Source organism: Pelagibacterium sp. (genome assembly GCF_048264985.1).
Classification (GTDB): Bacteria; Pseudomonadota; Alphaproteobacteria; order Rhizobiales; family Devosiaceae; genus Pelagibacterium.
Genome location: NZ_JBLXCL010000002.1, coordinates 204,041 through 217,130, shown reverse-complemented (window position 1 = coordinate 217,130; position 13,090 = coordinate 204,041). Strand labels below are relative to the sequence as shown.

Below are 13,090 nucleotides of genomic sequence, written 5' to 3'. Positions count from 1 at the left end.
GGTCATAGTGATGTCGGGGTGCAAGGGGCTGACGCCCGGGAGATTCCTGCAATGTCCATAGCCGGAAGGCTCGCGTCGAAATCGGTGATGATTTTTGGTCTGCGCATTTTTGGCGCGGGGTTCATATTTCTTGTTCAGGCGGCCATATCCCGGGTTTGGGGCGCGGCGTCGCTGGGCGACTTCCTACTGGTGATCGCGGCCGCCAATCTGATTGCGGTCATGCTGCCGTTGGGCTTTCAGGCAGTGGCGACCTATTTTTCTGCCGAGTACGGCTCGCGCGGTGAGGGCAATCATCTGCGGCGTTTTGTTGGCCTCGGTTATGTCCAGATGGCAATTATGGGGTGTGCAATTCTGGCGCTCGGCTGGCCGTTGACCTTTGTTCTGGGCGAGGCGGGGGCGCATCTGCGTCCACTCTGGGCACAGACCGCGCTGATCGGCATTGCAACGGCGGTCACTTACATGGGAACCACGACGCTGGTGGGCCTGAAACGGCCAATGGCTGGGTATCTGCCCGACATGATTTTTCGCCCGGCGCTAACTTTGGCCGCGTTCGGCGTCGTGGCATTGTTAAGTCCTGTTGCCGACCTCGGACTGATGTTGTGGCTGCTTGCCTTCGCCCTTCTTGCGCTGTTTGCGGTTCAGGGACTATGGGTGCGTCAAGCGGTGATTGCTGTGCCAGCAGCCGATACGGTGCGGGCAAGCGAACGCAAGCGCTGGTGGCGCTTTGCAACGCCCTGGGTGCTCATCACGCTCGCTTCCGACTATTTCTTCGATATCAACCTGCTCTTGCTGGCTGGTCTGCTCGATCGGACCGAACTTGCGATCTTCGGCGTGAGCACACGCATTTTCGCATTGGCGTCATTTGGTGTGGTTGCTGTTTATGCACTCACATTGCCCAATATGTTCGACGCGGAGCGTGATGCCGATAGCGGTGCGTTCGGGAAACGGGTTGGTGAAGCCAATCTCGTGGCCACGGGATTGGCGCTGGTGTTGTTCTTCGGGGTGCTTTTGGTCGGGCGGTATGCGCTGATGCTGTTCGGCGATGAATTTGCCAACGGAGCATTGCCTGTCGCGGTTCTTTGCCTCGGGCTTGTCGTGCGCGCTGCATTCGGGCCGGCCTCGCTTGTGCTCTCGATGCATGATCGGCCCTGGGCCAGCCTGCCGTCTGTCGGACTGGGACTTTCGGCTCTCATTGTGGGCAATCTGACGCTCGTGCCATCCTATGGGCTGATGGGCGCTGCAGTGTCGGCCTTTATCGCGATTTCGCTTTGGTCCGTGTCGCTTTGGGCGACTGCGCTTCATCGGGCTAAAATCGATGTTTCGATCTTCGGGCGGTTCAGGGCGGCTGCCGCCTAGCGATCGAACAGGGCCTTTGCCTTGAGCTTGAGGCGCTTGGACAGGGGCAGGGAGATGCCGTTGTCATAGCCTTCGACAGCTTTGGTGAACTTGCGCTCCATGACAAAATAGTCCTCACCGAAGATGTGATCTTCGAGATGGGCGACCTGGCTGTATCCAAAGCGCTTGAGCAGAACCAGTGCGGGCCGGTTGTCCGGGCGCGTGTAGGTTGAAGCTTTGTGAAAGCGGGAATTGTCCCAATGGGAAATGAAGGCCTCCATCCCGAACCTTCCCAATGGTGTGCCGCGGAAATCGGGATAGATTGACGACCAGAACTGAAAGATCGTTCCGTTGGCCGGACCTGAGATCAGGAAGCCGCCGGTTTTGCCGTCCATTTCAAGCAAAAGGACATGCCAGGGGTCGATTTCAAGCAGGGTGCGCAAGAAAGTGCGGCTGAAGCGGCTCTTTTCGAATGTTTTGAAACGCTCGCCGTAATAGGGCATTGAATCGATCAGATCCATCAGCTCGCGGTGGACATCTGCTATGTCGGCGTGGGACGCCGCACGCGAAGTCATCTTTGCGTCGATCATCGTCTTTTCCCCTGCATTACAGAGCAAGCCTAGTTTGAGGTCTGCTAAAAAAGCGTGAGTGGGTCGATGCGGTAAAATCGATTATTTCGACACTTGCGGGGATTGGCACTTGGACTGCCTTGCAGTTTGCAGAAACCGCGGGTTAAGACAGAGACAACAATCCACTAGAGCTCAATCCGATCTGCTTGCATTGGACCGGTGCTCTAATGCCCTGTTTATCCTGCGGTCCGACCGAAAAGCCCAAGACTTTTCCGACCGCACTCAAGTGGAGGAAGACTATGAGTTCGGAGGTTGTGTTTGCGCCGTCGGAAGATGTGGTTGCAAAGACCAGGGTCACTGCCGAGCAGTACGAACAGATGTATAAACGCTCGATTTCCGACCCAGATGGCTTCTGGGGCGAACAGGCGAAGCGTATCGACTGGATCAAGCCCTTCACAAAGGTCAAAAACACAAGCTTTGAATGGCCTGAGATTTCGATCAAATGGTTCGAGGACGGCCAGCTGAACGTTGCTGCCAATTGCATCGACAGGCACCTTGCCGAACGCGGTGACACTGTCGCCATCATCTTTGAACCCGACGACCCCAACGCCGGCGCTCGCCGCATCACCTATCGCGAGCTCCATGAAGAAGTTTGCCGTTTCGCCAATGTGCTTAAAGATCTCGGCGTTCAAAAGGGCGAGCGGGTGACCATCTATATGCCGATGATCCCCGAAGCGTCCTACGCGATGCTGGCCTGTGCGCGGATCGGGGCTGTCCATTCAGTGGTGTTTGGGGGATTTTCTCCCGATGCACTGGCTGGTCGAGTCAATGACTGCGACTCTCGCGTCATCATCACCGCCGATGAAGGCTGTCGCGGTGGCAAGAAGGTGCCGCTCAAGGTCAATGTCGATAAGGCGCTCGAGGAGTGTCCGGGCGTTGAAAAGGTTTTGGTCGCCAAAAACACCGGCGGCGACATTGCAATGAAGGACGGTCGCGACGTCTGGCTCCATGAAGCGGCGGCCGCTGTCGAACCGGTGTGCGAACCTGAAGCGATGAACGCCGAAGACCCGCTGTTTATCCTGTATACTTCGGGTTCGACGGGCAAGCCAAAGGGCGTGTTGCATACCACTGGGGGCTACCTCGTTTATGCATCGCTGACCCATGAATTGACGTTCGACTACAAGCAGGGCGAAGTGTTCTGGTGTACTGCCGACGTGGGTTGGGTTACCGGGCATAGCTATATCGTCTATGGGCCGTTGGCCAATGGTGCGACCACGCTGATGTTTGAAGGTGTGCCGAACTATCCCGATGCCGGGCGGTTCTGGGATGTTGTCGACAAGCATAAGGTCAACATTTTTTATACAGCACCGACAGCGATCCGCGCCTTGATGGGCGCGGGCAACCAGTTTGTTGAACGGGCGAACCTGTCGAGCCTGCGGCTGCTAGGCTCGGTGGGTGAGCCGATCAATCCCGAAGCCTGGATGTGGTATTATCGCCAAGTGGGACGGGAGCGTTGCATCGTTGTCGATACGTGGTGGCAGACCGAAACCGGCGGGTTCATGATTACCCCGCTGCCTGGCGCCATTCCGACCAAGCCCGGTTCGGCGACCAAACCCTTTTTCGGGGTGAAGCCCGTTGTGCTTGAACCGGAAAGTGGCAAGGTGATCGAGGATACCGCGGCGTCTGGTGTTCTGGCAATCGCCGATAGCTGGCCAGGCCAGATGCGGACCGTCTATGGTGACCATCAGCGGTTCAAGGAAACCTATTTCCAGCAGTACAAAGGCTATTACTTCTCAGGGGATGGCTGCCGACGGGACGAAGACGGCTACTACTGGATCACTGGCCGTGTGGACGATGTGCTCAACGTTTCTGGTCACCGGCTGGGCACCGCTGAAGTGGAAAGCGCTCTGGTCGCCCATCCCAAAGTCTCCGAAGCCGCAGTTGTCGGGTTTCCCCATGACGTCAAGGGCCAAGGCATTTATTGCTACGTGACCCTTATGGCGGGCGACGCGGCTTCTGACGATCTCGCGACCGAATTGCGCAATTGGGTTCGCAAGGAAATCGGACCCATTGCTTCCCCTGACCATATCCAGTTCGCGCCGGGTCTTCCGAAGACGCGGTCTGGTAAGATCATGCGCCGCATTCTGCGCAAGGTGGCCGAGAACGATTATGGCGCGCTTGGCGATACCTCGACGCTCGCGGATCCGGGGGTGGTCGACGATCTGATTGCCAACCGCAAAAATCGATAAGCATTGATGCTTGTTTTTGACGCCGGGCTCCGCTTTTGCAGAGCCCGGCGTCCTTGCATTTACCGGTTGTTCAATTGGTTGGGAGATAAAGGAAGTAAGCGCCCCCGGAAGTGAACTGGGGGTGCAATCAGGGGGCTATGTTCAAGGTGGCGCGGGCTCGGCATCTCATTGTTACGGCGATTGTCTGCGTGGTCGTGCTCGTCGCTGTTGCAGTGGGCTGGTTTGCAGCAGTCGACTTCGCGCTCCGTGATCTGCGATTCTCCTTAACGTCGCGCCCGGCCAGCGGCGATATCGTGTTTGTGGAAACAGATGCCGCTGCCCTGGTACAGGCGGGCAGCCAGTCGCGCGCACGGTCGTCATACGCTGTTGCGCTGGACTATCTGATCGACGCTGGTGCAAGCACTGTCGTTCTCGACGTCGGGCTGCAGAAATCACTGGGATATTTCGACGACAACGCTCTTGCCGATGCGATTACCCGCGCGGCAGGAAAAGTACACACTGTCGCTGTCGAAACGCGTTTGTCCGATGGCAGCAGGGCTTTGTCGATGCCAAGCGACAGGTTCGCGGCCATTGCGCCACCGGTCTATGTCGACGCTGTTGGCTACAGCCGGTTTTCCGCCTTTTATCGCAGCCGGATCGTCAATGATGGCTGGGTCATGGAGTCCCTGGCGACGACACTTGCCCACACCCGATCCTTTAACGGCCCCGGGTTTCTCATCGATTTTTCGATCGACCTTACAACAGTGCCGCGTGTGACCTTGTCGGATGTGATCGGCGGCAATGTGCAGCCAGGACTTTTCCAGGGCCGACAGGTTGTCATGGGGCAGGCAGGCTATTCACAACAGTCCAGCCATGCCGTCCCACGTTACGAAATGCTGTCAACGCCATCGCTTCAGATATTGGCCGCAGAAACCTTGCAACTGGATCGGGCGCTGGTCGATATGGGCCGGTTGCCTGCGATCGTCATCATCTTGTGCATGGGGGTGTTGTTTGCCTGCCTTCGGCCGCGCATGACGCTTGGCTCTGCCATTGCCGGCTCGCTCGCTTACGCGGGAATCCTCGAGTTCATGGCACTGGCTTTGCAGGTTCACTCAGGCTTGCTGCTGGACACCGCTGGCATCCATTTTGCCCAGATCGGATTTTTGGCAACGGCATTCTGGCATGAACTTGAAGCACGCGGTCGCTCGCTCTCCAATACGGCCCATGAGCGCGACTCCATGCGCGGCATCCTGGCGCGCGTTGTTGCCGACAATTTCGATGGGGTCGTGGTTGTCGATCATAACAAATCCATACGTGCTGCCAGCAGATTGGCCGAAGAACTTATCGCACCCGGACTGCGCGGCGCAAAAATCACCGATGTTCTTCCTGCGCCCTTCCGCGCCGCGCTCGATGCGGCACTCGATGACGGGCAGGTGCTGGAGACGGTTTCCGAAGTCGAAATTTCTTGCGAGGGTCGAAGCAGGACTGTCGAATTCGTGGTCACGCTGTCGGACGTCGACGCGGGTGAGGTTAGCCTTGAAGCGGCTGGTCGCGTCGCCTGCCTCACGTTCAGAGATGTTACCGATCGCAGGGAGGTTGAGCACAGGCTCACCTATCTCGCGCAGCACGACCCGCTGACCGGAGCCGCCTCTCGGGTCAAGTTCGTCGAAACCATAGGTGAATTGCTCGCCACCCCGTCTGGCCGGTTTCGCGGGGCCAGCGTGTTTCTTGTCGGCCTTTCAAGGCTCAAAAAGGTCAATGACACACTCGGGCATGTCTATGGCGATATTCTGCTCAAACAGGTCGTGGCACGGCTGCAGTTGTTGGGGCCAGTCAGCGTAGCGCGCCTTGAAGGCAACGGATTTGCAGTGTTGCGTGAAGGGCTTCTCGGCGATGACCAGGGCAGGGCGTTTGCCGAAAAGCTCATTGCTGAAGTGGTCCGACCCTATACACTCGACGGGCATAGGGCGCTTGTCGGTGCACGGGTCGGCATGACCGATTCCGATCTGTCAGGCAGCGCCCCCGATGCTTTGGTGAGCCATGCCGGAGTGGCCCTTTCAATTGCTTCGGACGAAGCAGGCAATCGCGCGCTGGCCTTCTCAAAAGAGATGGACACGCGTATCCGGTCCAAACAGGACATGGAAATCGCTTTGCGTGCCGCATTGGCGCGTGACGAATTTTCGGTTCACTACCAGACACAGGTCGATCTGGAGACCGGTGAAATTATCGGTGTCGAGGCTCTGGCGCGCTGGACCCATCCCGAATTGGGATCGGTTTCGCCCGCAAAATTCATTCCAGCCGCCGAGGAAACCGGGCTTATCATCGAGCTGGGCCGCTGGATATTACACGCCGCGACGAAAGAAGTGGCAAGTTGGCCGCGTCCCTTGAGCTTGTCGGTCAACGTTTCGCCGCTTCAGTTTGAACATGGCGATATTGTCGCCGATGTGCGCTCGGCTCTTGCGCAATCGGGGCTGCCCGCCGATCGGCTGAACATAGAGATCACCGAAAGTCTTATGGTAACAGAGACGTCGCCGGTCACCGAGAAGCTGGAGGTGCTGCGTGCCTATGGCGTCGGGATCGCGCTTGATGATTTCGGCACAGGTTATTCGTCGCTCGGCTATCTGGGCCGGTTGCCGGTTGATACGATCAAGATCGACCAGTGCTTCGTACGCGGCCTACCTGGAGATGCCGAGGCTTCTGCCATTATCCGGGCGGTGTTGATGATCTCTGAATCGCTTGGCAAACGGGTTGTCGCCGAAGGGATCGAAAACCAGGATCAGGCGTGGCTGCTGCGGTTGGCCGGATGCGAAACGGGTCAGGGCTACTTCTTTTCCCGACCTGGGCCTGCCGAAGACGTGCTGGCCAAATTGCTTTCAAACGAACACGACAAGCTCGCAAAGGTGATGCGCTCGGGCTGATTTGTGCCCTAAAGTTGCGAAAGATTGGCGCGCAGGGTGAGGAATCGTGCACATTTGCCATTCCCGCCGCCAACTGAAAGCAGGCCATGCGCATTTTTCTATCGATCAGTATCGCACTCGGGCTCATCATGTCCGGGCCATTGTCCGCTACGGCGCAAAGCCTTGAAGATATGGCCGGGCAGATGGTGATGCTGGGCTTTAATGGCGATGGTGCGGACGCAGCCGGGGTGCGGGCCGTGCGTGAGCAAATTGCACGCGGAGAAATCGGTGGCGTCATGTTCTTGCGCACAAATGTTGCCAGCCTCTCGGCGGTGCGTGGGATCAACAGGAGTTTAATTGCAGCGCGACCGTGGTTGCCGCCATTCATTGCGCTGGATCAGGAAGGGGGGCAGATCGAACGGCTAACGTCTGCTGTGGGGTTCGATGAAATTCCCGCAGCCCGAACCATCGCTGCGCAGACCCCTGACCGTGCACGGGCCATTTATGCAGGGCTGGCCGATGATTTGGCGCAGTTGGGGTTCAACGTCAATTTTGGTCCGGTTGTCGACCTTGATCTTAACCCGGACAACCCGATCATCGCGCGCTATGGCCGCGCCTATGGTGCTGACCCCGTTCAGGTCGTTGCGCGTGCATCGGCGTTTGTGGAGGCCCATCATGATGCAGGCATTGCCACTTCGCTGAAACATTTCCCGGGTCACGGATCGAGTGCCGACGATTCCCACGATGGATTTGTCGATATCACCGGGCTCTGGCAGCCGGTCGAACTTGAACCTTACCAGGCCATGATCGGCGCGGGTCTCGCCGACATGGTGATGGTTGCCCATCTTTATAATTCTGACGTGCAGGGAGGGGACGCGCGCCAGCTTCCCGCTTCGCTGTCGCGCACCTGGATTGAGGGCGTGCTGCGCGACCAACTTGGCTTTAATGGCGTCGCAATCAGCGATGATCTTGAAATGGGGGCTATTCGCTCGCGCTTCGATCTGCATGATACTGTGGTGGCGTCGGTCGAGGCGGGAATGGATATCTTGCTGTTTTCAAACACCGCTGCTTACGATCCGGCACTTGGGACCGAAATCCATCAAATTCTTATCGAAAAAGGGCGTGCCGACCCCGCGTTTGCTGACCGGATTGCGCAAAGCTATGGGCGTATCATCGCGCTCAAGCGCAATATCGGCATTGTGTCGTGACTCGGTTCGTAGGTCTGCTCTATTCGATTTCGTTGCCTCAGGGTAAGCGGGTTCTCAATGAGCCCTTGCGTACGCTCCTGGAAACGCTGGGCTATCGGAACGTTAGAACGCTGCTGGCTACAGGCAATGTTGTTTTCGACGCTAAGGACACCGACGCTCGGGCCCTTGAAAAGACGATCGAGCCTGCCTTTGCCGAAATGTTTGGCCGTCATATCGACTTTATAGTTCGCGAGGGTGACCGTTGGCAGGCCCTGGTCCAGGGCAATCCCTTTCCCGAGCAGTCAAAGTCCGAAGGATCGCGTGTGGCGGTCCGTGTAATGCGCGCATCGGTAACTTCAGCAGCGCAGACGTTGATTGTCGAGCGGGCTGGCAATGCTGAAATCGTGCGTTTTGTCGACGGCGATCCCTGGATCTATTTCGGAGACGGCATCGGCAGGTCAAAACTGGCCGCGGTGTTGACGCCCAAACGCACAGGCGTTGGAACTGCGCGGAACTGGAATACAGTCAAAAAGATTGCTGACGTGCTTTAGAGGGTTTGGCGAGCTGTGCGTTGAACGGTTGCCTGTTTCTTTGCTGAACGTGGCATTCGCCAGCCTGCCTCCCTAAGCTCCGAAGTTGGACTTTGGCGCTCCGAAAATTTTCGATCTTTTTGGGCCATGCGACTTGCGCAGTTATTGTGTCTCTCATGGGACACAAAAGCGAACCGAAACGGTTTTGTCATCGAGGTCTGCTCGTCTAAAGTGGCTGGCGCTGAACGGGAATCAGAATGGCCGAAATGGATGCTGCAGGCATAAAAGAAGACGGGGGCGTCCGGCACGTGAGGGCGCTCTTTTTCAGCGATGTCCATTTGGGGATGCAGGCAATTCAAGTCGAGGAACTTCTCAAGTTTCTGGCGGTTCATGACGCCGACACGATCTATATTGTTGGCGACCTGATCGACGGCTGGCGGTTGCAGAAAGAATGGAACTGGCCATCCGAGTATGACGCGTTGGCCAATGCGTTGTTGGCTAAGGCCCGCGCAGGCGCGCGCATTGTCTATCTTGCCGGCAATCACGACGAGTTCCTGCGCGACTATTTGGGGACTTATTTCGGCGGTGTGGAAATCGTCGATCGCATGATCCATATCACCGCGGACGGCAAGCGGTATCTGGTGATCCATGGCGACCAGTTCGACGTCGTTGTCGCCAATGCAAAATGGCTCGCCCATATCGGTGACTGGGCCTACAATTTCGCGCTGACCATCAATTCGCCGATCAACTGGGTACGGCGTCGCATGGGGCTTTCATACTGGTCGCTTTCGGCCTGGGCGAAACAGAAAGTAAAAAGCGCTGTTTCGGTTATGGGGCGGTTCGAGGAAGCGCTTTCGCTTGAGGCGCGCAATTCCAAGGTCGAAGGCGTGATCTGCGGCCATATCCACCAGGCTGCGATGCACCATAAGTTTGGCATTCATTACATCAATTCTGGCGATTGGGTGGAAAGCTGTACGGCAATTGTCGAAGAGCATGATGGTGGGTTTGAGCTGATCCGCTGGAAGGATGTTTCGGCGCCTCCGCGCAAGCGGCGCGGATTGGGCCGGTTACGGGCCAGCTGAGTTCTTACGAAATTTACGGTGTTTGGAGCTTGCCAGTGCGGCCGGTACAGCGCATGGTCGGGATATTCTTTCCTGCCTGCCGGACCCTTCTTCAATGTTGCCGAGCCTGCCCGAACGGCTGACCACGCCTGAAATACGCACGGGTCTGTTTTATGGCGCGATGTACCTGCCGATCGGCATCTCGACGCTGCTCCTGCCCGTGTGGCTCGATGGCAGGGGGATTGGCGAAGAAGAAATCGGCATTATCAGTGCGACGCCGATCTTCATAATGATCGTTCTGAACCTGCTTGTCGGGCGCGTGGCCGATAAGGCTGGCGACTGGCGCAGTGTCATTGTCGCCGGGTCACTGGTGAGTGCCGTCGTTTCGCTGGGATTCGTGTTCGTCGACGCGTTTTGGGGCATCCTGCTGTTCAACACGCTGCTTGTGATACCCATAATGGCCATCGAGCCGGTGATCGATGCTGCAACCATCAGGATGACGCGACGGCGGGGCACCGATTTCGCGCGCGTCAGAATCTGGGGCACTTTCGGTTATATCGGCTCCACCGCGCTGGCTGGCTGGACGTTCGGCTGGTTGGGCATTGCCGTGTTTGTACCTTTGCTGATTGCCACGGCATTGCTGCGGGGGCTGTCGGCGTTGCCGCTCCCCTATTTTCGCGCGCAGAGCGATAGCGGGCAGGCGGGCGCGCCGCTGGTAGGTGCTCCTGGCGCCGGACAGACGCTGCGGCAGGTTGCACGACCGTGGTTTGTGCTGACGCTCCTTGGTACGGCGCTGCTTCAGGCGAGCCATATGTTGTTGATCAGTTTCGGTGCTTTGTTGTGGCTGAGAGCAGGGGTGCCTGAGGCGGCAGTGGGCATATTGTGGATCGTCGCCCCGCTCTGCGAGATCGTCACGATGCTGTTCTTTGCCCATTTCGCGCGGCGGTTTTCAGCCAGGCACCTGCTCTTTGCCGCCTGTGTTAGCGGTGTACTTCGCTGGATCGGGATGGCGTATGCCACCGATATCTGGCAGCTAGCCGTGTTGCAGGCGTTTCACATGATGACGTTCGGCCTAGCGTATATGGGCATCGTCACGTTCATCGCCAACTGGACGAGCGAGGACATTGCTGCACAGGCCCAGAGCTTCTATGTCGTGCTCAAGCAAATCTGTTCGGTGATTGCTTTGCTGTTTTTCGGCGCGCTCGTGGCGCGGTTCGGACTTCAAAGTTTCTGGGCGGCGGGTCTGCTTTCCGCGATAGGGGCGGGAATGATCCTGATATCGCTCACTATCTGGTCCACTAAGGCACAGAACGAAGCGCGGCCCCTGTCACAATAGATTTGCGCAAATCAGGCATTCGGACGATCGCGAGCCAACAGCTTTGCGGTACGGTCAAATGCACTTCGCACGAACACCATCCAAAGTACGCGCGCTGTTCATCAGCGATACGCATCTGGGCATGCGCGGCGCCCAGGCAGGCGCACTGCTGGACTTTCTGAAATCGGTTGATGCCGAGTGCATCTATCTTGTCGGCGATTTTGTCGACGGGTGGAAGCTCAAGAAAAGTTGGCACTGGCCGCCAGCCTGTAATCGGGTCATCCAACACCTACTCGACTGTACACGCAATGGTGCGCGCATAGTCTATGTTCCGGGCAATCACGATGCCTTCTTGCGTCAATTCGAGTTGTTACGGTTCGGAGCTATCGATGTGCGCGAGCGGGCAGTCCATGTCGGTCTGGATGGACGGCGCTATCTTGTCATTCACGGGGATCAATTCGACGTTGTCGTTCGCCATGCGCGGTGGGTCTCTTGGCTCGGCAATTTTTCTTACAACCTTGCGCTGCGGGCCGCCGTGCTGGTCAACAGGGTTCGTCAGAAACTGGGGCATCCACTATGGTCGCTTTCGGCGTGGGCGCGGAATAATGTGGGACATGCTGCGGCGCTGGTTTCGCGGTTTGAAACCGCATTGGTCCGCGAAGCTGCCGATCAGGGATATGACGGTGTTGTGTGCGGTCATATCCACGCAGCTGCCATCGCGCATCATGGGCGTGTTGCCTATTTCAACTGCGGTGACTGGGTCGAAAACTGCACAGCAATCGTCGAGACCGGGGAGGGCCGGTTCGACTTGATCCGTTGGGTTGAGCACCCGGTACAAGGCGATCAACCAACAATTCCCGGTTTGCGGGAGGTTGCGTCATGACACGGTTGCTGATTGTTTCAGACGCTTGGCATCCGCAGGTCAACGGCGTTGTTCGGTCGCTGGAGAATTTGGGCAAGACACTGGCGGGGCGCGGGTTCGACGTGCGCTATCTGACGCCGGAGCCGTTCTGGACGCTGCCGTTGCCGACCTATCCCGACATTCGCGTGCCGCTACCTTCGATGCGCGTGATCCAGGACACAATTGTCGGCTTTGCTCCCGATCACATCCATGTTGCCACCGAAGGTCCGCTGGGTCTGGCTGCCCGGACGTTGTGCGTCACGCGGGGAATTGCCTTTACGACCAGCTATCACACACGCTTTCCCGAGTACCTGGCTGCGCGCCTTCCGGTGCCGATCACCTGGAGTTACGGGTACTTGCGTTGGTTTCACTCTGCAGCATCGGCAACTTTGGTGCCCACGCCCTCGGTGCTCAAACATTTGCGGCGAAGGTTTTTTCGTCATCTTGCGCTCTGGTCGCGCGGCGTCGACCTTTCTGCCTTCAGCCCTGGACCCAAGGCTATGTTTGCGGGTTTGCCGGGGCCACATCTTCTCTATGTGGGCCGGGTGTCCATCGAGAAAAACATTGAAGCCTTTCTTTCGATGCGCCATCGGGGCACCAAAATCGTGGTTGGAGATGGTCCTGAACGCAGTGCACTCATGCACCGCTTTCCCAATGTGGTTTTCACTGGTCAGCTGACAGGTTCGAGGCTGCGCGACGCATATCGCAGTGCAGACGTATTTGTATTTCCATCGCGTACCGACACATTTGGAAATGTGATGTTGGAAGCGATGGCCTGCGGTACGCCAGTGGCTGCATATCCGGTCATGGGGCCAATAGACGTCATTGGCGGGACAAGAGGTGGGGCGCTCCACGAAGATCTGGCAGTTGCCGTCGAGCTGGCACTCGGTATTAGCCGATCCGAAGCATTAAAGAGGTCGAAAGACTTCACATGGGATGTGGCCGCAGATCAGTTTGTTGGTCGGCTGGCGCACATAAAAAGACGAGCAGAGATTGCCGCCTAGCGGCTAATCTGCAGGGCAAACAAAAACGCACCCTTGAGGGTGCGTTTCTAGCTCAGTGGTTGG

At 57.6% G+C, this 13,090-nt stretch carries 10 protein-coding genes; 9 read left to right on the top strand and 1 reads right to left on the bottom strand.

Going from position 1 to position 13,090, the window contains the following annotated elements:
- Positions 1-51: 51 nt before the first annotated feature.
- Positions 52-1,356 carry a lipopolysaccharide biosynthesis protein gene (locus ACN0TA_RS10360; protein WP_417582541.1) on the top strand — a complete coding sequence of 435 codons (1,305 nt, stop codon included), beginning with the start codon at positions 52-54 and terminating at the stop codon, positions 1,354-1,356.
- On the opposite strand, the gene ACN0TA_RS10355 is transcribed toward ACN0TA_RS10360, so the two are convergent.
- On the bottom strand, positions 1,353-1,925 hold the full coding sequence (locus ACN0TA_RS10355) for a GNAT family N-acetyltransferase (RefSeq protein WP_417582539.1): 573 nt from the start codon (positions 1,923-1,925) through the stop codon (positions 1,353-1,355). The two genes, ACN0TA_RS10360 and ACN0TA_RS10355, sit on opposite strands and share 4 nt — an antisense overlap.
- A gap of 278 nt (positions 1,926-2,203) precedes the next feature.
- Between ACN0TA_RS10355 and acs the strand changes: the two genes are divergently transcribed.
- The 8 genes from acs (at position 2,204) to ACN0TA_RS10315 (ending at position 13,027) form a co-directional block, all read left to right on the top strand.
- Positions 2,204-4,153 (top strand): acetate--CoA ligase, encoded by a 1,950-nt coding sequence (acs, locus tag ACN0TA_RS10350; protein WP_417582537.1) that lies wholly within the window; start codon positions 2,204-2,206, stop codon positions 4,151-4,153.
- Positions 4,154-4,290: 137 nt separating this feature from the next.
- Complete coding sequence (locus ACN0TA_RS10345) at positions 4,291-7,050, top strand: EAL domain-containing protein (RefSeq protein WP_417582535.1); 2,760 nt, start codon at positions 4,291-4,293, stop codon at positions 7,048-7,050.
- A gap of 86 nt (positions 7,051-7,136) precedes the next feature.
- Entirely contained in the window at positions 7,137-8,237 is a 1,101-nt protein-coding gene (locus ACN0TA_RS10340) for a glycoside hydrolase family 3 N-terminal domain-containing protein (protein ID WP_417582533.1), read from the top strand.
- Positions 8,234-8,767 (top strand): DUF1697 domain-containing protein, encoded by a 534-nt coding sequence (locus ACN0TA_RS10335; protein ID WP_417582530.1) that lies wholly within the window; start codon positions 8,234-8,236, stop codon positions 8,765-8,767. The genes ACN0TA_RS10340 and ACN0TA_RS10335 overlap by 4 nt, the downstream gene beginning before the upstream one ends.
- Before the next feature lie 236 nt (positions 8,768-9,003).
- The gene (locus ACN0TA_RS10330; RefSeq protein ID WP_417582528.1) at positions 9,004-9,828 is read left to right on the top strand and encodes a UDP-2,3-diacylglucosamine diphosphatase; all 825 of its coding nucleotides are present in this window, start codon (positions 9,004-9,006) and stop codon (positions 9,826-9,828) included.
- Between the two features lie 94 nt (positions 9,829-9,922).
- Positions 9,923-11,143 (top strand): MFS transporter, encoded by a 1,221-nt coding sequence (locus ACN0TA_RS10325; RefSeq protein WP_417582526.1) that lies wholly within the window; start codon positions 9,923-9,925, stop codon positions 11,141-11,143.
- Between the two features lie 58 nt (positions 11,144-11,201).
- Complete coding sequence (locus ACN0TA_RS10320; RefSeq protein ID WP_417582524.1) at positions 11,202-12,005, top strand: UDP-2,3-diacylglucosamine diphosphatase; 804 nt, start codon at positions 11,202-11,204, stop codon at positions 12,003-12,005.
- Positions 12,002-13,027 (top strand): glycosyltransferase family 4 protein, encoded by a 1,026-nt coding sequence (locus tag ACN0TA_RS10315; RefSeq protein WP_417582522.1) that lies wholly within the window; start codon positions 12,002-12,004, stop codon positions 13,025-13,027. The genes ACN0TA_RS10320 and ACN0TA_RS10315 overlap by 4 nt, the downstream gene beginning before the upstream one ends.
- Positions 13,028-13,090 lie beyond the last annotated feature (63 nt).

Bases quoted from the DNA above. Each gene is read 5' to 3' on its own strand.
- ACN0TA_RS10345 (WP_417582535.1), top strand. From the start codon at position 4,291: ATGTTCAAGGTGGCGCGGGCTCGGCATCTCATTGTTACGGCGATTGTC.
- ACN0TA_RS10325 (WP_417582526.1), top strand. From the start codon at position 9,923: ATGTTGCCGAGCCTGCCCGAACGGCTGACCACGCCTGAAATACGCACG.
- ACN0TA_RS10320 (WP_417582524.1), top strand. From the start codon at position 11,202: ATGCACTTCGCACGAACACCATCCAAAGTACGCGCGCTGTTCATCAGC.
- ACN0TA_RS10330 (WP_417582528.1), top strand. From the start codon at position 9,004: ATGGCCGAAATGGATGCTGCAGGCATAAAAGAAGACGGGGGCGTCCGG.
- acs (WP_417582537.1), top strand. From the start codon at position 2,204: ATGAGTTCGGAGGTTGTGTTTGCGCCGTCGGAAGATGTGGTTGCAAAG.
- ACN0TA_RS10355 (WP_417582539.1), bottom strand. From the start codon at position 1,925: ATGATCGACGCAAAGATGACTTCGCGTGCGGCGTCCCACGCCGACATA.
- ACN0TA_RS10340 (WP_417582533.1), top strand. From the start codon at position 7,137: ATGCGCATTTTTCTATCGATCAGTATCGCACTCGGGCTCATCATGTCC.
- ACN0TA_RS10315 (WP_417582522.1), top strand. From the start codon at position 12,002: ATGACACGGTTGCTGATTGTTTCAGACGCTTGGCATCCGCAGGTCAAC.
- ACN0TA_RS10360 (WP_417582541.1), top strand. From the start codon at position 52: ATGTCCATAGCCGGAAGGCTCGCGTCGAAATCGGTGATGATTTTTGGT.